The sequence below is a fragment of the Alloiococcus otitis ATCC 51267 genome (genome assembly GCF_000315445.1).
GTDB lineage: Bacteria > Bacillota > Bacilli > Lactobacillales > Carnobacteriaceae_A > Alloiococcus > Alloiococcus otitis.
In genome coordinates this window covers 410,335-430,652 of record NZ_JH992957.1, presented here as the reverse complement: position 1 = coordinate 430,652, position 20,318 = coordinate 410,335, and the positions used below count along the sequence as shown (strand labels likewise).

The 20,318-nt window shown below is 45.2% G+C and carries 10 protein-coding genes; all 10 read right to left on the bottom strand.

The window, feature by feature from the left end; translation table 11 throughout:
* Nucleotides 1–375 precede the first annotated feature (375 nt).
* The 10 genes from addA to glyS all read right to left on the bottom strand — a co-directional run bounded on the left by addA (nucleotide 376) and on the right by glyS (nucleotide 20,317).
* Nucleotides 376–4,140 (bottom strand): helicase-exonuclease AddAB subunit AddA, encoded by a 3,765-nt coding sequence (gene addA, locus HMPREF9698_RS02000; RefSeq protein WP_003776800.1) that lies wholly within the window; start codon nucleotides 4,138–4,140, stop codon nucleotides 376–378.
* The gene (locus HMPREF9698_RS01995; protein ID WP_003776799.1) at nucleotides 4,124–7,753 is read right to left on the bottom strand and encodes a PD-(D/E)XK nuclease family protein; all 3,630 of its coding nucleotides are present in this window, start codon (nucleotides 7,751–7,753) and stop codon (nucleotides 4,124–4,126) included. Before HMPREF9698_RS01995 ends, addA begins: the two co-directional genes overlap by 17 nt.
* A gap of 17 nt (nucleotides 7,754–7,770) precedes the next feature.
* Nucleotides 7,771–9,012 (bottom strand): peptidase T, encoded by a 1,242-nt coding sequence (gene pepT / locus HMPREF9698_RS01990; RefSeq protein ID WP_003776798.1) that lies wholly within the window; start codon nucleotides 9,010–9,012, stop codon nucleotides 7,771–7,773.
* Nucleotides 9,013–9,029: 17 nt separating this feature from the next.
* On the bottom strand, nucleotides 9,030–10,160 hold the full coding sequence (locus tag HMPREF9698_RS01985; protein ID WP_003776794.1) for a Nif3-like dinuclear metal center hexameric protein: 1,131 nt from the start codon (nucleotides 10,158–10,160) through the stop codon (nucleotides 9,030–9,032).
* Nucleotides 10,147–10,854, bottom strand: coding sequence for a tRNA (adenine(22)-N(1))-methyltransferase (locus HMPREF9698_RS01980; protein ID WP_003776792.1), 708 nt, complete (start codon nucleotides 10,852–10,854; stop codon nucleotides 10,147–10,149). Before HMPREF9698_RS01980 ends, HMPREF9698_RS01985 begins: the two co-directional genes overlap by 14 nt.
* A gap of 140 nt (nucleotides 10,855–10,994) precedes the next feature.
* Nucleotides 10,995–11,639 (bottom strand): 50S ribosomal protein L25, encoded by a 645-nt coding sequence (locus tag HMPREF9698_RS01975; RefSeq protein WP_003776790.1) that lies wholly within the window; start codon nucleotides 11,637–11,639, stop codon nucleotides 10,995–10,997.
* A 124-nt stretch (nucleotides 11,640–11,763) separates the two neighbouring features.
* Nucleotides 11,764–12,873, bottom strand: coding sequence for an RNA polymerase sigma factor RpoD (gene rpoD, locus HMPREF9698_RS01970; protein WP_003776789.1), 1,110 nt, complete (start codon nucleotides 12,871–12,873; stop codon nucleotides 11,764–11,766).
* Nucleotides 12,874–12,891: 18 nt separating this feature from the next.
* Nucleotides 12,892–14,745 carry a DNA primase gene (gene dnaG / locus HMPREF9698_RS01965; RefSeq protein WP_003776788.1) on the bottom strand — a complete coding sequence of 618 codons (1,854 nt, stop codon included), beginning with the start codon at nucleotides 14,743–14,745 and terminating at the stop codon, nucleotides 12,892–12,894.
* A gap of 27 nt (nucleotides 14,746–14,772) precedes the next feature.
* Nucleotides 14,773–18,060, bottom strand: coding sequence for a DEAD/DEAH box helicase (locus HMPREF9698_RS01960; protein ID WP_003776786.1), 3,288 nt, complete (start codon nucleotides 18,058–18,060; stop codon nucleotides 14,773–14,775).
* A 199-nt stretch (nucleotides 18,061–18,259) separates the two neighbouring features.
* Nucleotides 18,260–20,317 (bottom strand): glycine--tRNA ligase subunit beta, encoded by a 2,058-nt coding sequence (gene glyS / locus HMPREF9698_RS01955; RefSeq protein WP_003776784.1) that lies wholly within the window; start codon nucleotides 20,315–20,317, stop codon nucleotides 18,260–18,262.
* Between the last annotated feature and the right edge of the window lies 1 nt (nucleotide 20,318).

Here is a 20,318-nt window from a genome sequence, read left to right as displayed (position 1 = left end):
AAATGAAAAGCCTAGCTGGAAGTTAGCTTCCAACTAGGCTTTTTGCTTACCTGCTAAATGGCTTTGCTGAAGCCAATACAGTATCATTTTTAAAACGGCCAGTCAGATGCCACCTTCTGGAGTAAATGACCTGGATTTTAAAATTCTCGTATAACTAATGTTGTTTGAGAAAAAAGTTGAGAGATTCTCGAATAACAATAGTTGTTTGAGAAAAGTCCGCCAAATTTCTCAAATAATGGTTGTTATTTTAGAAAACCGGTGAAAAATTCTCAAACTAGACCCTCAGTTTGAGAATAACAAATTTTATAATTCTATCAAAAGCAAATAACCCAAGCTGGAAGCAGAAACTTCCAACTTGAGTATTTATAATACAAGTTAAACTTCAATGGCCCGGTTCAGGTCTGTTGAGACCAGGTAGGCATGACTGACCCGACTATCAGGATAAATAGTCTCTAAGGCTCGTTTATAAAGGGCTATTTGCCCCTTGTAGCGCTCTCTTAAGACTTGGTCGGGATCTTGATAGTGGCCTAGCTGGTCGGTCTTGTAGTCAAAGAGGGTAATCTCCTTACCAACTTGAACAAAACCATCAATAACCCCGTGGATTAATACACTGTCCTCTTCCTGGGTATCCAAGTGGAAAAGGTCGCCTGCTTCCAACAAGAGAGAAAAAGGCTGTTCGCGTTTGACCTGACTGGCATGGTCTTGCAAGAAATGGCCAAATTCTCCTGCGAATAACTTAACCAGGGAGTTTTGGTCGATGTAATTCGCCAAGTTTTGGTCGATCACTTCCTGGTTAACCAGCTGGTCTATGACGGCTTGGATGGCCTGGGCTGTCACTGGCTGGCTGAGATCGCATTTTTGTAGGACTAAGTGGGTAGCTGACCCGATATCCTTGGAAGAAGGTTTAGCCTGGCTTCCCTTTTGGATAAATTGGGGGTCTGCTAAGTCTTGGCTGACATAACGGTTGGGTTTGCTCCCTTGACCGGTGAAGTCCATCTTTTCCAATCCTTCATCTACTTCAAAAAAGCGTTTAATTTCAGAAACAGATTGGTAGCTGGTGGTATTAACAGCAAGCTGGTGGGGGTAATGATAGGAAAGATAGGCCTTGGCTTGGTCCAGTTCTTGCTTAAGGTCTTCTTCATCCTGGCCCCAGTCTTGGCTAGGATTTAACTTAGCTGTTTGAGTGTTAATATCTTGACTATCCCCCTCCCCTGGTCCTTGGTCAGGGTTAGAACTAGATTTGACCAAGTCGGCTTCATTGAAGAAGTGAATTTGAAAGGAAATATCTTGGAAAGCCAGGAGCGGACTGTCCTTTTGGTCCCTTAAATCTTGGCTCAAGGGGTGGCGGATAATCCCCTTACCCAGCCAATTGAGGAAGCCGTCATCGGGCTTGAGCCTTTCTTTAATGGACAAGGTGGTATTCGTCTGACTTTGGACCGTCTTCCACTTCTTAAGGAGGTCTTCTTTAGTCTTTGTCGTACCGGTGATAAAAAGCTTCTGTTCAGCCCGGGTCAATGCAACATAGAGGACCCGCATTTGTTCTGAAATCAACTGCCGCATTCGTTTAGCTTGGATACCCTTGTTGAGCCAGGTGGGGTATTTAAGCTGTTGGTCAGTATCAATATAGTTGAGCCCCAAACCTTGGTGGCTGTCGACAGCATAGTCTCCCTGGGCATCACTGACATTAAATTTCTTAGAGCTATCGGTCAAAAAGACGATGGGAAATTCTAAGCCCTTGCTAGCATGGATGGTCATAACACGGACAGCATCCTCATCTTCCGTCACACTGACAGGTTCAGCCAGGTCCTTGTCTTTTTTCTGCATGCTTTCAATAAATTTAATGAATTGGAAAAGACCCTTGAAGGAAGAAGCTTCATAGGCCCCTGCTCGTTCATACAGGGCATGGAGGTTGTTTTGCCTTTGTTGGCCTGACTGTAAACCAGCCACATACTCTAGGTAGTTGGTGTCTTGGTAAACCTTCCAGATCAAGTCCACCAGGGAATGAAATTTAGCATAGTCCCGCCATTCTTCCAACTGGCTTAAAAAGCCTTGAACCTTGACCTGCAAGTTAGGGTCAACCTTGTTCTTCTTGGCCTTGGCATAGTCTTCTAAGGCATGGAAGTAGAGGCCCTGGCGGTTGATGAGACGGATTTTGGCTAATTCGGGTTCGGTTAAACCCAGGACCATGGACCGTAAGACGGCGACCAGGGGAATATCTTGCAAGGGGTTGTCAATAATCTTCAAGATAGACATCATGGTCTTGATCTCGGTCCGCTGGAAGTAATTTTCAGTATTGTTAATAGCCACTGGGATGCCCAATGCCTTAAATTCTTCACTAATCACCAAGTTGTTATTCTTGGTTGGGGTTAAAATAGCAATATCTCGGTATTGGAGGGGGCGGTTTCGGTCTGCTTTTTTGTCGTAAATCAAAAAGCCAGAATCCACCAGGTCCTTAATTTTTTGGGCCACCATCCGGTACTGACCTTGGTTACTTTCGCGGATCCCATCTTGGGGGGGTATCTCCCCTTCCCTATCTGAATCTTCCCCCTTGCTTTGGTAGATGAGGAATTCAGTTTGCTTGGAATCCAAGTCATCCGTCTCATTGGGAAAGTTTGGGTTACCCACATTTAACTGGGCGGCTTGATCGTAAACTACGTCGCCCAGGTCCCGGTCCATGATTTGGTGAAAGATATAGTTGATAAAGTCCAAGACTGTATTACGGGACCGGAAGTTTTCCTGTAAGATAATCCGCTCCTTGACCGGGTCGTGGCCAAAGCGGTCATACTTGTCAATAAAGAGCTTGGGTTCAGCCAGGCGGAAGCCATAAATGGACTGCTTGACATCCCCCACCATAAAGCGGTTACCCGCTCCTGGCTTAGCCAGGCTGGATAAAATAGCTTCCTGGAGGACATTGATGTCTTGGTATTCATCAATTAAGATTTCTTGGAAAAGATCTTGGTAATAAGCCTGGGCCACCCCTGATTCATGGCTTAAGATATCGAGTGTCTTGTGCTCCAGGTCATTAAAGTCTAAGGCCCGCATCTTTTCTTTTTCAGCTGAAAAAGACTGGTGGAATTCTAAAAGGAGTTCAACCAAGGACTCCACCAAGGGTCTTAACTTGTTAATCTTATCCACTTGGTCACTGGGCTTGATGGTGAAATAGTCTTCAATGAGGCTGTTAAAAGCTTTTTTACCACTATTATTTAAAGCCTTGACCTCTTCATCCAGGGCCTGGTAATGGGGGTCTTCCTTGTAGTCTTTGGGCAGTGCCGGTTTTTTAGGAAATTTCATGGCTTGACCTTGTAGGTAAAAGTCATCCAATTGGTCTTTTTGGACTAGGTCTTGAAAACTGACTAGTTTTTGGCGAACTTCCCCAAATTTGTCCTGGAATTTTTCAAGGCCAGCCTCCCCTTGGACCAGGTTTAAGATCTGGTCGTAATGGTCGATAGCCAGGTCTAAACTAGAGCGGATGTCTCCTTTAATTTCATCCTGGTAGATGGAAAGGTCCTTGAGGTCATCTACTTGGTAGGTCTGGCCCAGCTCACTCAACCATTTGATACTGTCGGGTCTGGCCAGGGCAGATTGATAGATAGACCGAACCATGTCTTTAAAAGGGTCCAAGTTACTAGGGCCAGCAAACATCTCTAGCAGGCGGTAAAAGCTAGGGTTTTGGTCTTCTAACTTCAAATTGATGCAGTCATCTAATATACGCTCTTGGACCAGGTCGATTTCGGTTTGGTCTGTCAACATGCGGAAGACTGGATCCATATCAATCAAATAGTAATATTTTTGGATAACCTTAGAACAAAAGGAGTGGATGGTGGAAATATTGGCTTGGTTGATCAAGGGTAATTGCTTAATTAGGTGGTTTTTAAGGTTACTGCCAGATGGGGCCTGGCTAATTTGGTCTTGGATCTTGGCCTGGATCCGTTCTTTCATTTCCTGGGCCGCCGCCTTGGTAAAGGTCACTACCAATAAGTCGGTAATATCGGCTCCTTGGCTGACTAAGTTAAGGATGCGTTCAACCAAGACCATGGTTTTTCCCGAACCAGCCGAGGCCGAAACTAGAATATCATGGCCAGTATGGTAGATGGCTTCTTTTTGTTCAGGTGTATAATTAGGTTTAGTGTCTTGGGTCATGGTCTCCTCCATCTTTTTGGTAGAGTTTTTGCAAATGGGCTAGATAGTCTTCCATCGAATCAAAGGTTGTTAAGTATTGGTACTGGTTTTCTGCTAGCAAAACATCAAATTGGGAAATAGCGTGGTAGGGCCCTGAAACAGTATCAATATGGTCCACTCCATAATAAGGTTTCATCACTAACTTGCCAGAGAGGATGTCTTGGCCAGCTTTAGCGATTAATTGCCGGTTGTGGTGGAGCAACAATTCCAAGTCTGCTGGTTTAATCAATTGGTTGGGTCTTCGGATTGAAAAACTACCATCTTTCTTTTTCATGTAGGGATAGTAGTCAGAATAACCATTAGTGTCTTGTAGGTTCACATCTAGTAGGTCTAATGCTTTGGGTTCATCCAGCAAGAGGCCCTGGTATTTTAATTCCTTATTGATTTTTTGGTTTAGGTCGGCTTCATTTAAAAGCTTGTCTACCATGATTTTAGGCATATGGATCTGAGAATAAAGGGCAGCCAGGGGTTTTAGGCCTGCTAAGTTTAAGTCTAGCTGGTCATAATATTTTAAGACTGTATCAAAGTAGGTCAAGAGTTGCAAGGACAGACCGGCATTTAATTCACTTGCCTTAAGGCTTTTTTTGCTGGACTTGTAGTCGACAATTTGCAAATACTTGTGGTCTTCTCCCCGATTTGGGTCAGACATCAAGTCCACCCGGTCGATTTTACCCCGCAAGTAAACAGTGGACTGGTCACTTAAAGGAATTTCATAGGCTGGCAGGCTGGTGTCAGACGAGCCCAGGCCAAAGTTTAATTCAGTCAGGTAGGGCCGCATATGGGAGGACTGAAAGTGCTTGTGGGTGGATTTAAGACGGCGGTTAACATTTTTAAGGAGTTGGTCTCTTATGAAAGCCATCTGATTGGAAGCTGATAGAACCTTGTAGCGGGGGTCTTCTAACAAGTTTCTGGCTCGGTCTTGGGCCAAGTCTTCTAGGTCGGCCGGGTCTATGTCTGCCAGATCTTGCTTGGAGGCGATAACTTCACTGATGACCTGGTCTAAGATGTCATGGTAGTAAGAACCGGACTCTGCCGGAGTCAATTCTAATTGGTCTCGGTCTTTTAATTTCAAGCCGTACTGCAAGAAGTGATTGTAGGGGTCCTTATAGTAGGTCTCAAGCTGGGAGACAGACAAGTAAAGGTCCTTACCGTACAAGTCTTGGGCCAGTTTTTCCCCTAATGGGACTGGGATATTTTTAAAGTCCAAGGATGAAAAAATCCTTCTTAATTGCCCCTGGTCTTGGGCAGCCAAGTAAGTTGCCAGCTTGGCCCATAGGGGGTGGAGAGGAATTTGCTTTTCCCTGTCTAAGCGGAAAGCCAAGAGGGTTAGGTTGGCCAATTGGTACTTGGAAGCCAGGACTTGGTCTAAATCTTTCGGATGGGGGTCCTGGATTAAGTCTCCTAACCTTCCCTGCTGGTATATCTCAAGGTCAAAGGCCTGCTGAACTTGTTTGAGATAGGGACTGAGACTATGGTCTGAAGCCCCATCTTGTTTTTGACTATAGCTAAAGAAAAGGTACTGGCTGGCTAGGTTAAAAGCCTTGTAAGCTGTATAAGCTTCGTCAGCCAACCTTTCCTCACTACTAGACCGCAAATTTTTTAAAGGATTCTCTTGGAGGTAGTCCTGGAAGACTTGCCGGTCTTGGTCGTCTAAAATACTTTGGTTGTCAATAGCTTGGGGAAAGTTACTTTCGTTCATGCCAAGGTAAAAGACGATGGGATGACGGCTGGTCCGGTCCCAGTCCAGTCGACTAGTCACCGTAACCTGGTCCAGCCTTGGTGGAACGTTAGAAAATTCCGTGCTTTCAAAGGCAAGCTCAATCATGGCAAGAAATTCTTCCCCGTCCCATGGGTAGTCCCCCATTACTTCAATATATTCATCAAAAAGGGAGATAAGACTATGCCAGGCCTGCTCGTGACGCTTAGACTGGTCTAGATCTTGGGCTTCTAAGGCCTGGTCCCGCCAGGCTAAAATTCGGTCCTTCACCTGACATTTTTCCATAAAATCATAAATAGCTAGCATTGCCTGTCGGTTGGTTATGTGGTCTTGGTTTAAGCTTTTGATCAAGGGGTCAAACAAGCGGTGGAGTTGACTTCTGACCTGGTTACTGGTTTCTTGGATTCGTTTTTCTTCTAGACTTTGCTCCTGGTCTTCCCTTCCCCTACTGATCCGGTCATAAACCCAATCCTCACCCCTGGTCCAGGCCGGTCCTTGGTAACCATAGGCTAAGAGGACGTTTTCAGTTTGGTCTACCTTGGCCCGCCAAGCCTTTGGACTGGTGGTTTTTTCTTGGTCATTTGGCAAGTATAACTCTGACCGTAAAAAACGCATGACATCTGGGTACTGGAAGTTGTAGAGGACGATTCGGATGGCAGCTAGCAAAAATTCCACGAGGGGGTGCTGGCTCATGGAATCTGTTAGGTCAAAGAAGACGGGTATCCCTTCTTGGTTAAAGATAGGAACCAAGCTATTTTTGTAATCAGAGAGATCCCGACCCACTACCAAAATATCCTTGTAACGGTAGGAAGCAGAAGCGACAAATTGCTTGATTTTATTGGCTAGGTAGTGGACTTCATCTTGGATAGTTAAAACTTCAGTAATCTGAACCCGGTCTTTCAATTGGCTGGACTGGACTGGACTACCCTTCTGGTTTTGACTATAAGTTCGATACCAATAGTCTTCCAAGTCTAAAATGCCGGGCTTAATCCCTACTTGGTAGCCGGATGGGTCAATATAGTCTGTTTGGATAGCTAGGTCTGGGATGGTCTGGGCTAGTTGAAAGACCTGCTGGTAGGTCTTGCCCGACTGGTAAAAAATATCTAGGAGGGGGGGATAGTTATTAGGGTAAGCCTTGTCCAGGTTTAAGTAGAGGTAGACGTCTTTGGCATTTTCTAAGAGGGCTTTTATCAAGTCCATCTCCTGGCTAGAAAAACTGTCGTAATGGTCAATGACAAAAACAGTTTGGGAAAAGTCATGACCTTTAATATAATCGACTAGGGTCTTTAAAATATCTTCTTGGTCTAAGTATTTTTGACTCAATTCCTCTAAAAATTTGGGGTAGATTTTTTCTAAGTCAGCCAGTTTCCGAAAGCTTTGCCCCTCTTGATCCAACTGATCCTTTATTTGGGTCAGGTCCTCAGCTTCGATCAAACCCGAACGAAATTCCAAGAGGAGGTCGGTCAACTTACTGATAAAGCCCGGATAGGCCTCTTGTCCTTGGTAAACTAGGAGGTCTACCTTGTCTTGCTTTAACTCCAGCATTATTTTTTTGACCATGACCGCTAGACCTGTTTGGGATAGGCGAGTCCGGTTAACCATGGCCGAATCCGACAGCAAGGCCCAAGCAAGCCGGGTAAAACTGTAAACCTGGACTTTGATCATGCCAGCTGCTTTGGCCTGGCTTTTCTCTTTGAAAAAGTCTAATATATTGACTTCTGATTCAAATTTGAGGTGGTCGGGGATCAGGTAATAAACCTGGTCTAAATCTTCTTGCTGAACCAGGTCAAATAGTTGCTGGGCCCTGACCTGGTCCTGGTTGAGCCGGTTCCGCCCTAGCTTGAAGTGTAGTCCCATCTTGAGCCTTCTTTCTCTTAGTTTTCATTTTTACCAGACACAGCCAACTGGGCAATTTTTAAGATGACTTGGCAGGCTTTTTCCATGCTTTCTAAGGCAACAAATTCATAACGACCGTGGAAGTTTTCTCCTCCTGCAAACAAGTTGGGACAAGGCAAACCTCTAAAGGAAAGCTTAGACCCATCTGTTCCTCCACGAATAGGCTCGATGATGGGGTCAATATCCAAGGCTTCCATGGCTTTTTGAGCTAAGTCTACTGGGGTGAGGTCTTTTTTGATAATGTCAGCCATATTGTAATACTGGTCCTCCATGTCGACAAAGACCCGGTCCTTGTCTAGTGTTTTATTCAATTCCTGGGCAACTTTTTCAATATAGGCCTTTTTCTCCTTGAAGAGTTTGTTGTCATGGTCCCGGATAATATAGACTAACTCGGCTTCTTCTACCCGGCCATTGAGATTGGTTAAGTGGTAGAAGCCTTCCCGGCCATTGGTTTTTTCAGGGACCTGGTCGTCAGGCAACTTGTTCTGGAAGGCCCGGGCTAACTCAAGAGCGTTAACCATAGAGTCTTTGGCCTTGCCGGGGTGGACATTTTTACCCTTAATAGTAATTTTAGCCTGGGCAGCATTGAAACTTTCGTATTGCAATTCACCCACTGGTCCCCCATCAACGGTGTAGGCAAAGTCACAAGGGAAGTTGGCTAAGTCAAACAAGTCAGCTCCACGCCCAATTTCTTCATCTGGGCCAAAAGCTAGCCGGATTTCCCCGTGTTTAATATCTGGGTTATCAAGCAAACGAGCCCCGGCAGTGACAATCTCCGCCACACCTGACTTGTCATCAGACCCTAAGAGGGTGGTTCCATCTGTGGTAATCAAGGTTTGGCCCACATAGTTTTTCAAGTTAGGGAATTCACTTGGGTCCAGGGTGATGTCCTCTTCTTGGTTAAGGATAATGGGGTGGCCATCGTAATTTACGTGTTTTTGCGGTTGGATGTTTTCGGACTCGAAGTCGGCCGTGTCCACATGGGAGATAAAGCCAATCGTTGGGGCTGGCTGGTCTGTATTGGCCGGAATTCTAGCAGTTAAATAAGAGTCTTTGGGGTTTAACCTGACATCGGCAAAGCCCAAGTCTTTTAGCTCAAGTTCCAAGTCTTTTAAAAAATCGGTTTGAATAGAAGTCGATGGAACACTAGTGCTGGCTTCATTTGACCGGGTATTCTTTTTAACGTAGGAAAGGAATCTTTCTTCTAATTGCTTTGACATAGTATAACCTGCTTTCTTTACTTGGTATAGAATTCGAAGGGTTCGGTATTGACCTGAGATTGGACCACCTGGATGGGCCACTTGTATGCTTGGATCCATTCTTGGACTTTTTGGGCCAGTTTGGGGATGCAGATGGCCTCGATATGGTGGCCGGGGTCAATCACGGTTAGACCGGCAGCCTGGAGGTCATGGGCTGTGTGGTAATAAACATCACCAGTGATATAGGCATCAGCTCCCGAATTGATGGCATCTTGGATAAAGGAAGACCCATCTCCACCACAGATGGCTATTTTTTGGAAGGTTTTTTGCTTGGTATTGGGAACTTGGACATATCTCAAGCCTTGGAGGTCAAAACTTTTTTTGATATGGGCCAGGAGGTCTTCCAGGGTCATAACTTGGCTTAGGTCTCCAACCCGGCCAATTCCCTGACTTTTACAATTCCCTTCCAGCTTAAAGACATCGTAAACGGGTTCTTCGTAAGGATGGGCTTCAAGTAGGGCCAAAATGACCTGGTCCAAATCGTCTTCGTCTACCAAGACTTCAAGCCGGTCTTCCTGGACTTCTTCTGCCTGATCAACCTGGCCAATAGCTGGTTTGGCACCAGCTTTAGGGGTAAAGCGACCTAAAGCAGGGATAGAAGTAGAAACATCCTGGTAGAAGTCTCCCACCTGTCCTGCTCCCTTGTCATGGCAGGCCGATAAGACTTGGTCGCTCGCTTCTTGGGGGACATAAACCACTAATTTGTACTGGTCTGCCTGGTAGGTCGGGCTTAAAATTTGGAGATTGGTCAGGTCTAAGGCGTCTGCTAGCCAATCGTTCATTCCACCAGCCACGACATCCAAATTGGTATGGGAAGCATATACCCCAATATTGTGGCGGATCAGCTGGGCGTACATATGATTTTGAGGATCATCTTCCACCAGGGTTTTGGCAGGCTTAAAGATAGGAGGGTGGTGGGCCAAGATAAAGTCGACCCCCCTAGCCACAGCTTCATCGACCACTTCAGGTCTAACATCTAAAGTAGTCATGACTTTAGTGATTTCTTGGTCAGGGTGGCCAAAGTGAAGGCCGGTTGGGTCCCCTCCCATGATTAATTTTTTAGGGGCAAATTTTTCGTAAACTGAGACAAATTCCTTAATGCTGGTCATGGTTGAGTAATTCCTCCAATTGCTTGACCTTTTCTTTGACTTCTTTCACCCGGTCTGCCTGGTCCCCTTTGCTTTGTTGGACCTGGGCCAGGATTTTTGACCACTTATCAAATTCTTTTTGCCACTTTTCTATGGCTAGTTGGGGTGGCTTAGTGTGGTCGAAGAAACCATACTCCAAGTCGATTTGGCTATAATTAAAAGCTTCCTGGGCCTTACTAGCTAAAATAATGGAGTAAATAATCCCCTTGTCTTTTACTAAAAGCTCGCAGTCAATCTCGTAGTGGTGGTCAACTAGCCATTTTCTTAAGCCAGGCTCCCCATTGTTGGCTTGAAGGATTAGCTTGGCCTGGGCCGGTAACTTGCCCAAGTCTAGTCCCTGGTCCAAAATTCGGGTGATTAAATTCCCCCCCATGCCACAGATGGTGATCAAGTCCACCGGGTCCTCATCTTGTAAAATACTTAAACCGTCCCCCATCCGGACCTCCATGACCTGGCTTAACCCAGCCTGGGCCACTTCTTTTTGGGAGTTTTGTAAGGGTCCGGGGGCCACTTCGCCAGCTATAGCCTTACCCACCCGATTATTTTGGATTAAGTAAATTGGTAGGTAGGCGTGGTCCGAACCAATATCAGCCAGGCAAGCGGTGTCTAGGGGGACCAGGTCAGCTATAACTTGCAAACGGTTTGATAATTCCATAAGGTCATCCTTTAATTTTATATTTTAATGATAGCAAAATGTCAATACAAATGACAATATCCCACCTGTCAGAGTTGGGAATTTAAGTACAAAAAAAGGAGGGGACCACCCTCCTCTTGTTCGTGTGACTTATTAGGCCATTACTCTTCTGAGTCTTCCTCTTCATCTTCTTTTTCAGTAATTACTTCAGGTTCAGGCATATCTGCTTCTGTTTCACCTTCATCACTTTGTTCAAGGTCATCAGAAACATCATCTGGTGCTGAGATGGACAAGACGGTTGCTTCTAATTCGTCTAAGATCTCAGCATCTTCAGGAACGTCGATGTCTGCAACCGTTAGGGAATCCCCAATTTCCATCCCTTTGACATCAACAGTCAATTCAGATGGGGCCTTAGCAGGGGCAATTTCCATTTCAATCTCAGAGATAGATTGGGAAACATAACCCACTTCGATTGACTCTTCACCTTCAACATAAACAGGGATAGACATAGCAACTTTTTCCCCTGAAGTAAAGGCAAGCAAGTCAATGTGACGCAATTGAGGTCTAAAGGTTTCATAAACAGCATCTTTAACAAAGACCTGTAGTTTGTCCCCGTCTAAGTCAATTTCAAAGACACCGTTTGACCCAACTTCTCTCAGAGTATCTTCTACATCTTTTAATTTTAATAAAATTGGGGTTGAATCCACTTTCGAACCGTAGACAACAGCTGGTAGGTAACCTTCTTGACGTGCTTTTTTGGAGGCACTAGTACCAGTTTGTGTACGTTTTTGTGCACTTATTTTCATACATTTCACCTTCCAAATCATCAAAATAACTGATTAGTCGTTAAATTTCAGTGTGTTTTACAAGCCAAGAGCCATTATAGCAAATTATAGCTAGCATTGTAAAGCATTTTCTGGTTTGGATCAACTATTCTAAAAAGTCTTTTAATTGTTTGGACCGGCTAGGGTGGCGGAGTTTGCGGAGGGCCTTCGCTTCAATTTGACGGATCCGCTCCCGGGTGACCCCAAAGACCTTACCGACATCTTCTAAAGTACGTTGACGGCCATCATCTAGGCCAAAACGGAGGCGCAAGACATTTTCTTCCCGGTCAGTTAGGGTGTCTAAGACTCCTTTGAGTTCCCCTTTCAACAGCTCATAAGCTGCATTATCAGATGGCGACAAGGCCCCATCATCTTCAATAAAGTCTCCCAGGTGGGAATCTTCTTCTTCCCCAATTGGGGTTTCAAGGGAGACGGGTTCTTGGGAAATTTTCAAAATATCTCTGACTTTTTCGGTTGGCAAATCCATCTCTGCCCCAATTTCTTCTGGGGTTGGTTCCCGGCCTAGTTCTTGTAGGAGCTGCCGCTGGATTCGGACCAGCTTGTTAATAGTTTCGACCATGTGGACCGGAATCCGGATGGTTCGGGCTTGGTCGGCAATGGCCCGAGTGATGGCTTGACGGATCCACCAGGTGGCATAGGTTGAAAATTTGAAACCTTTTTCGTAGTCAAATTTTTCAACTGCCTTCATTAGCCCCATATTCCCTTCCTGGATCAAGTCCAAAAAGCTCATGCCCCGGCCAACGTACCGTTTAGCAATAGAGACAACCAGTCTCAAGTTAGCCTCAGCTAGTTCTTGTTTAGCGATTTCATCGCCTTCTTCAATCCGCTTGGCTAGGGCCACTTCTTCTTCAGCATCTAAAAGATCTACCCGGCCAATTTCTTTTAGGTACATCCGGACAGGGTCGTTAATTTTAACCCCAGGTGGGGCTATCATTTCTTCATCCTTGGCTTTTTCTGCTTCTTCTTCCTGCTTGGCTAGTTGCTTGGCCAAGGGATTACCGTCTTGGTCAACTACACCAATCCCATCATCTTCTAATTGCTGGATTAACTTGTCCATGGCTTCACTTTCAAGTTCGAAGGGTTCAGCAATTTTGTTGCTGAGGTCAATATAAGAAATGGTCGACTCTTTTTTATTTTTCAAGTCTTTAATGAGGGTGTTTACTGCATTTTCTAGTTTTGATTTTGTCTCAACCACTAATTATTCAGCCTCCAATTATTGTTTTAGCATACGGTTTATTTCAATTAATTGATTGGTTAATTCCAGCTCTCGCTTCTTATTACCGGACTGTTTAGCTGCTTTGACTTCCTCCAAGCAGTCTTGGCGTTTTTGCTCCAGGGGGTAGGTTTGGTCAATGTAGTCCAAGTAGTCTAGGATTTCTTCATCTGAGGGTTCGACCTCAATGGATGTCCACATTATATCAGATATGACCTCTTTCGTCTCCTTGTCTTTGACAAAATCGATGAAAGAATCAATGCTATCATTTTCCTGGCTGTATTCTAAAAACAAGAGGTAAATCCGCTGGTGGACTTCCGTTTTAAATTCAAAGTCCGGATTATAAGCATCGATGATCTCTTGAACTTGGGGATAGTAAAAGAGTCGGTTTAAAAGTTTTTCCTGGGCCCGGTCAATCTTAGTCTTTTGACTACTTGGGGCTTTGACTTCCACTCTTGCTTGAGAAAATTCCTTATGCCGGTCCTTTTTCAAAGCCTCTTGCTGGTTTAGAGTGGCTTCACTTTGAACTTGGCTTATAATCGTATCATAAGACAGGTTAAATTCTTCTGCCAAATCCTTGGCATAGACTTCCCTTTCCAAGGGGGAAGCTAGCTTGCCAATTTTATTGGTCATGGTTTGGATAAATTTCAACCGGTCCGAGTCGTTATCTAGATTGTAGGATTTTTTAAAGTATTCTTTTAAGAATTGGTAGACAGTCATCCTACCATGTTGGATGAGATTTTGAAAGGCTTCTGGTCCATTTTCTCTAATATATTCATCCGGGTCCATTTTTTTAGGGAAAATGACCACTTCAATTTGAAGCTTGCTGGTCAAGCTTAAGTCATCCAGGATCTTTTTGCTGGATTCAAGGCCAGCTTCATCCCCGTCAAAGGCCAAGACTAAGGTGTCAGCAATCCTTTGCATGGTCTGGACTTGGTCAGCTGTTAAACTGGTCCCCATGGAAGCTAAGCCATTTTTGACCCCCGCTTGCCAAGCAGCAATCACATCCATGTAACCTTCGAATAAGACAACTTCCTTGGCCCGACGAATGTAGGCCTTGGCCTGGTGGTAGTTAAAGAGGGTCCGCCGTTTATTGAATATTTTGGTTTCTGGACTGTTTAAATACTTGGCATGATGGAAGTCCTGGTTAGGCTCATCTTGGAAATACCGGCCCGAAAAGCCCACCGTCTGCCCTTGTAAGTTCTTTAAGGGGAAGATGATCCGCTTGGCAAAGCGGTCTTTAAAACTATCACTTTCCACTTCTCTTTTGGAAAAAAGGCCGGTTTCTTCCAGTAAGTCATCTGTCAAGTCCGCCTGGTCTTGGGACTGCAAATAAAGGTGGAGCGACTCCCTTTGGCTGGGAGAATAACCCAGTTCGAACTCTTCCATCACCTCTCTGGAAATCCCACGATTCTGGAGATAGTCGTAAGCAACTTCTCCCACCTGGGCCTTTAAGAGGATATACTGGTAGTAGTCCTTGGCCTGGTCATGGATGGTATAGAGGTCTCGGTAGGGAGAATCGGCTTTGTCAGGTTGGCCTTGGACAGCTTCTTTTAAGGCCGGATCAAGGTCCACATTAGCTAAGTCTGCCACTTTAAGAACCGATTCTGGGAAGGAAAGTCCCTCCTTCTCTTGTATAAAGCTAAAGACACTGCCACCTCGTTTGCAAGAAAAGCACTTATAAATTTGCTTGTCTCTGTTGACCGAAAAAGAAGGCGTGCTGTCTTCATGGAAGGGGCAGTGGGCAAAGTAATTGGCCCCAGACTTGTTTAAGTCCAAGTATTGGCCAATGACATCGACAATATCTGCCTGGCTTCGTATTTGATTAATGGTCTCTTCAGGTATTCTAACCATTTAAAACTCCTTTTAGCCAAAACAACATTACACAGATGCAGAAACATCTAAAAGTTGCAAGATTTCATCTTTGGAGAGACTGGTAATGGCCTGGTTGCCTTTGGAATCGATGACGGAGTCTACCAAGTCCCTTTTCTTTTCTTGGAGTTCGTTGATCCGCTCTTCGATGGTTCCTCGGGCAATTAAACGCAAGACTTGGACGTGTTTTTTCTGACCAAAGCGGTGGACCCGGTCAGCTGCCTGGTCTTCAATGGCCGGATTCCACCACGAGTCATAGAGGATAACTGTGTCGCCTCCCGTCAAGTTGATCCCGGTCCCCCCTGCTTTCAGGGAAATAAGGAAGAGGTCCTTCTCTCCTTTATTAAAGCGATGGGTGAGGTCGAGCCGGTCTTCTTTCTTGGTTTGGCCATCCAGGTAAAAGTAGTCATAGTCATTTTCAGCAAGCCGGTCCCTGATTATATCTAACATCTTGGTAAATTGGGAAAAGAGGACGATTCGCTTGCCATTTTGCTTAGCTTCAGCTAGGTATTCCATCAAGCGGTCGAGCTTGGCTGAATCTCCATCATATTGCTTAGTCACCAGGTTAGGGTCACAACAGATCTGCCGCAATCTTGTCATACCAGCCAGGACTTGAACACTATTGCGTTCAAATTCATTGTTATCCAACAGTTCTTGGACCTGGGACTGGATCATGGCCTGTTGGGTCTGGTAAATTTGTTTTTGCTTTTTGCTGAGTTCGATATATTCTGTTGTCTCCGTTTTTTCAGGCAAGTCATCTAAGACCTGACCTTTGAGCCGGCGGAGGATAAAGGGCTTGATCTTTTTAGCGATGACGGACTGGTCCATCTGCTTAAAGTTCTTCTTATCTTGGAACATGCCCGGTTGGATAATGGAAAAGAGGGTCCAGAGTTCATTTAAATTGTTTTCAATTGGGGTTCCCGACAAGGCGAACTTGTTCTTAGCCTGCAGGCGGGCGACAGCCCGGGTTGTCTTGGCCGAATCATTTTTCACCGCTTGGGATTCATCCAGGATGATGGTTTCAAAGTGGATACCCTGGTAAAAGTCACTGTCTCGTTGAATCAAGGGGTAGGATGAGATCCAAACACCATTTTTCTTGTCTTTGACCTGGTCGATGACCTCTTCCCGTTCTTGGGCCGTCCCGGCAATAACAGTTGGTTGAATTTCCGGTGTGAACTGGTTGAACTCGTACTGCCAGTTGTATAAGACACTGGATGGGCAGACAATCAGATACTTGCCCCCTAACTCGTTTAGCTTGGACTGGATAAAAGTAATGGACTGCAGGGTTTTACCCAAGCCCATGTCGTCAGCTAAAACCCCACCAAATTTGTAGGCATCCAAGGCCTTCAGCCAGTTGTAGCCAGTCTTTTGATAGGGTCTTAAATCAGCCTGGACTTGGTCTGGGACCTCATAGGAAATTGATTTGGGTTCCAGAAGGGACTTGGCCAGGCTCATAAACTGGTCACTTTTGTCGACATTATTGTTTTCAAGTAGCGACAAGCCTTGGTAGAGGGGGATATTAAAGGAGTTTGAGATGTCATCTTGGTCCGGGTCAAGCGATAAGTCGTCTGCCACTTCCTTCAATTCTTTAAACTCATCTCGCTCCAAGTCTAAAATAGCACCAGACGACAACTTGTAAAAACGGTCATTGCCTGCCTTCAACTGGGTAAGAATTTGTTTAATATCATCGCTAGCCATGTCTTCCATTTCAAAATCAACTTGGAGGAGGTTGGCATCATAGTCCACATCGATGGAAACCGGCTTATGGTTGGGTCTTTGGTAGTAAAGCTTGCGGACAGCATCGGTTAAATAGAGGTCAAAGGACTCAAAGAGCTGGCCCATACCGTCATATATGGCCTTACTAACTGCTTGGAAGTCACTGATAGCAAAATGGTCCTCTTCTTCTTCTAAGCCGTCCAAGACCTGGTAAAGCAAGTCAAGGAGGCTGGCTTCTTCTACCGTATCTCGGATTAAGACTTGTCCCTCCCCAGCCTGGTCAGTCTGGTTTACTATGGGGTTGACGGTCACTTGGCCGTAGTTAAAACGGGGTTCTAAGCTTAGGACCTTATTTTTATAATCGATATACAAGGCAGCAGTTAGTTCTTTTTGGTAGATGGTTTTTTCAATATCAGGATCAAGTGCTAGGTCAAAGTACCGGCTAAGAGTAGGATAAATCGTGGACATGAAGTGGCTTAAGTCATCTTGCTTCATGGGAATTTCATTGGTGTGCAAGCCATGGAAGAATTTAACCAAACTATAGAGAACTTGGTAATCTTCCTGTGACAGGTCATAAAAGACGTGGTCATAAACCACCAAGCGACTTTCAGGAAAGAAGGAAATGGGTTGGGTATTCATCTTGATACCGTCCATATTGAAATAGTAATGGCTCCCTTCCCTTGTCAAACTGAAGTCAAGCGGGAAATCAGCTAGGCTGTTAGAATATTGTATGGGCTCCAAGTCTCTGATAGCAGTGATGGAAGTCGGTGAACTGCCAAAGTGGGCAGAAGCATGGTCAACCTGTCTCAGTCGACGCAAGAGCCGACCCACCATTTGGTTAGGTATCATCAATTCATTTTTATTTGTGAGCGACTGGTAGCTAGAAGCTTTAACTTGTTCCATATTGGCATGGATATCGGCTAATTCCTGCAAAACAGCCCGGTCTTCTGGGGCAATGAAGTGGTCTTTATAGTGGTAGGTTAAGTTTTTACCAAAAACATAGTCATCGTTATTGAGAAGGGTATGGACCAAGTCTGGCACATTTTTAATAACGTACATATGGTCAATCCCCACCTTCATATAAATTTCAAAGGCATTCTCATAATAATAGGGACTGACATTGAGGATAAAGTCAAAAAAGAGCCGGTTACGACTTCTAGAGGAATACTTATTAATTTGTAGTTTTTGAAAATCTTCCTCCAGGTCAGCTAAGTAGGAATCGAGCTGACTTTTCTTACCTGCTCTTGGGTCTTCTTTGGCCGGCTGGTCTTGGTCTGAAAGATCGATTTGGTTTAAATTCAACATACTGGCAATGACATGCTTGCAAGCACCAGCATATTGTTCAAAGGCTGGACAGGTACAGTGGTAACGTCTGGCTACCCCATTTTTTAAAAAACTGATCTGGGTAGTGTAATCGTCTTGGTTGCCATTTACATCTGATATAGCTAAGTGGTTGTCCTCATCGAGTTCACAAGATTCCACTCGACCTTCTTCAAAGAGTCTGACGCCCCGGTCATAGACAGTCGAGTTGGTTGCCAAAGATCTTAGAGTTGCCTCAGGAAAAAACTGTTTTTTAAACACTCGCTTCAGTCCTTATCTCTTATTCTCATCCATTAATTATAGCAAGGAATGGCTTGAAAGCCAATCATATGGTTTAAAATCAACCTGTAGTCATGACTTAAATTTTCAAAACCTAACTAAGGCAAACAGACAGGCAAAACCACCCCGGCTCTTAAAAAGCACAAAAGCTAGGATGGTCTTTTCAATCGTCATGGAACACTTACTTGGTCAATAATTGGTTAAAGTCGGCAAAGCTGTGCGAAGCTTGGGTGATCTGATCCAAGATCGCATAGCGGTTAGCCCGGACCTGGTCGTCTTCAGTGTTAACCATATTGTTGTCAAAAAAGGCTTCGATTTTCGGACTGATCTCCTTGAGGGCTTCATACTGGGCAGTGATATCATCTGATTCTTGGAACAAGCCCAAGAGGAAGACGGAAGCCTTGATTAAGTCTTCTTCTGACTGGCTTTGGGCCAGGTCAGGGTCAACTTCTGCATGGCTGGTTTCTTGCTGCGTCATATTGGCTACCCGGGACAGGGATTCCACCATAAATTTATAGTCTTGGCTTCCCCGGTCTTCTGCCAGTTTTTGCCCGACCTTAATGGCCTTGACTGGGTTTAAGTGGAGGCCACTAATGGCAGCCTGACGAATATCGTGGGGGATTTGGTATTGGGCTTCAAGATACTTATCAACCCGCTCCTTGATAAACTGGTCAAGCTTTTCGATAAAGTGAGTGTCTTCTATCCCAAGGTCTTGGGCCAGCTGGTAGAAAAAGTCCGTTAAATCAAGTGATAAGTCCTGGTCATCCAAGATCCGGATCAAACCGTATGCTGCCCGTCTTAGAGCGTAAGGGTCATTTGACCCACTTGGAATTAAGTTAATGCTAAAGAACATCAAGAGGGATTCCAACTTGTCGGCCATGGCCAAGATGGAACCGAGCTTGGACTCTGGCAAGTCGCCCCTTGAACTGGTTGGCAAATACTGTTCCCCAATGGCCTGGGCAACCGCCTGAGACTCGCCAAATTCTTGGGCATAGACCCCGCCGATATAGCCTTGAAGGGAAGAAAATTCATCGACCACAGCGGTAACCAGGTCAAATTTATAGATGGCTGCTGCCCGGCTGAGGTCATCTCTTTCAGCTTGGGTCAAGGAGACATAGTCTAGGAGGTCCAAGCAAATCTGACCTACCCGGTCCTGTTTATCCTGCATAGACCCCAACTTGTCGTGGTAGGTGACCTGGTCTAGCTGGTTTAGGAAGTAGTCAATGGAGTGGTCCTTATCCTCCTGGTAGAAAAACTTGGCATCTTCTAACCGGGCCACTAAAACTTTTTCATTGCCGGCAACAACATTTTCTAAACCAGCCTCATTCCCATTCCGGACCCCGATAAAGTAGGGAAGGAAGTCGCCTAATTTGGACCGGACAGGGAAGTAACGCTGGTGGTCAGCCATGGAAGTCTCTAAAATCCGCTCCGGTACACTTAAGAAGGAGGAGTCAAATTCCCCGAAAAAGACGGTTGGGTATTCAACCAGGTCTGTGACTTCATCCAAGAGGGCCTGGTTGTAGAGGGGACTTTGCCAGTTTTTGTCTTGGCACAAGGCTTCAATTTGTCTAGCAATATCTTCTTGCCGATCCTGTCTGTCGGCGATAACATATTGGTTCTTTAAGGCTTTTTCATAGTTCTCGGCTGAAGCCAGCTCAAGAGTTTCCCCTAGAAAACGGTGGCCATCAGTCTTCCGGCCGCTGGACACGTTAAATAAGGAGCTGTCGATAACCTGGTCGTCTAAAAGACAGACTAGCTGGTGGACGGGTCTGACAAAGCGGAAGTGGTTATCGCCCCACTTCATGCTGACAGGGGCCGTCAATCCTGAAACTACTTGAGAAATATCTTCTAAGACCTGGTCAGCCTTTTGACCTGGTCGGAATTTTTCAATAAAGGCATAGTCTTGGCCCTTGTCTTCTTTAAAGACAATATCGTCGGCACTCATCCCCTGCCCCTTAGCAAAACCAAGGGCAGCCTTGGTCCACTGGCCGTCTTGGTCTAGGGCAATCTTCTTGGCCGGTCCTCTGAAGCTTTCTGTTTTGTCCTCTTGGCTGTCAGCTAAATCCCAAACTTGAACTGCTAGCCTTCTGGGAGTGGAATAGGACTTGATTTTGCTGTAAGCCAAGCCTTGGTCATTTAAAAATTGACTGACCAAATTCTTTAATTGGGCTTCTAAGTCAGTGATGAAACGGGCTGGCAACTCTTCTAGGCCAATTTCATATAAAAACTGGTGACTCATC

Bases quoted from the DNA above. Each gene is read 5' to 3' on its own strand.
- addA (WP_003776800.1), bottom strand. From the start codon at position 4,140: ATGACCCAAGACACTAAACCTAATTATACACCTGAACAAAAAGAAGCC.
- glyS (WP_003776784.1), bottom strand. From the start codon at position 20,317: ATGAGTCACCAGTTTTTATATGAAATTGGCCTAGAAGAGTTGCCAGCC.
- HMPREF9698_RS01985 (WP_003776794.1), bottom strand. From the start codon at position 10,160: ATGACCAGCATTAAGGAATTTGTCTCAGTTTACGAAAAATTTGCCCCT.
- pepT (WP_003776798.1), bottom strand. From the start codon at position 9,012: ATGTCAAAGCAATTAGAAGAAAGATTCCTTTCCTACGTTAAAAAGAAT.
- HMPREF9698_RS01975 (WP_003776790.1), bottom strand. From the start codon at position 11,639: ATGAAAATAAGTGCACAAAAACGTACACAAACTGGTACTAGTGCCTCC.
- dnaG (WP_003776788.1), bottom strand. From the start codon at position 14,745: ATGGTTAGAATACCTGAAGAGACCATTAATCAAATACGAAGCCAGGCA.
- HMPREF9698_RS01980 (WP_003776792.1), bottom strand. From the start codon at position 10,854: ATGGAATTATCAAACCGTTTGCAAGTTATAGCTGACCTGGTCCCCCTA.
- HMPREF9698_RS01995 (WP_003776799.1), bottom strand. From the start codon at position 7,753: ATGGGACTACACTTCAAGCTAGGGCGGAACCGGCTCAACCAGGACCAG.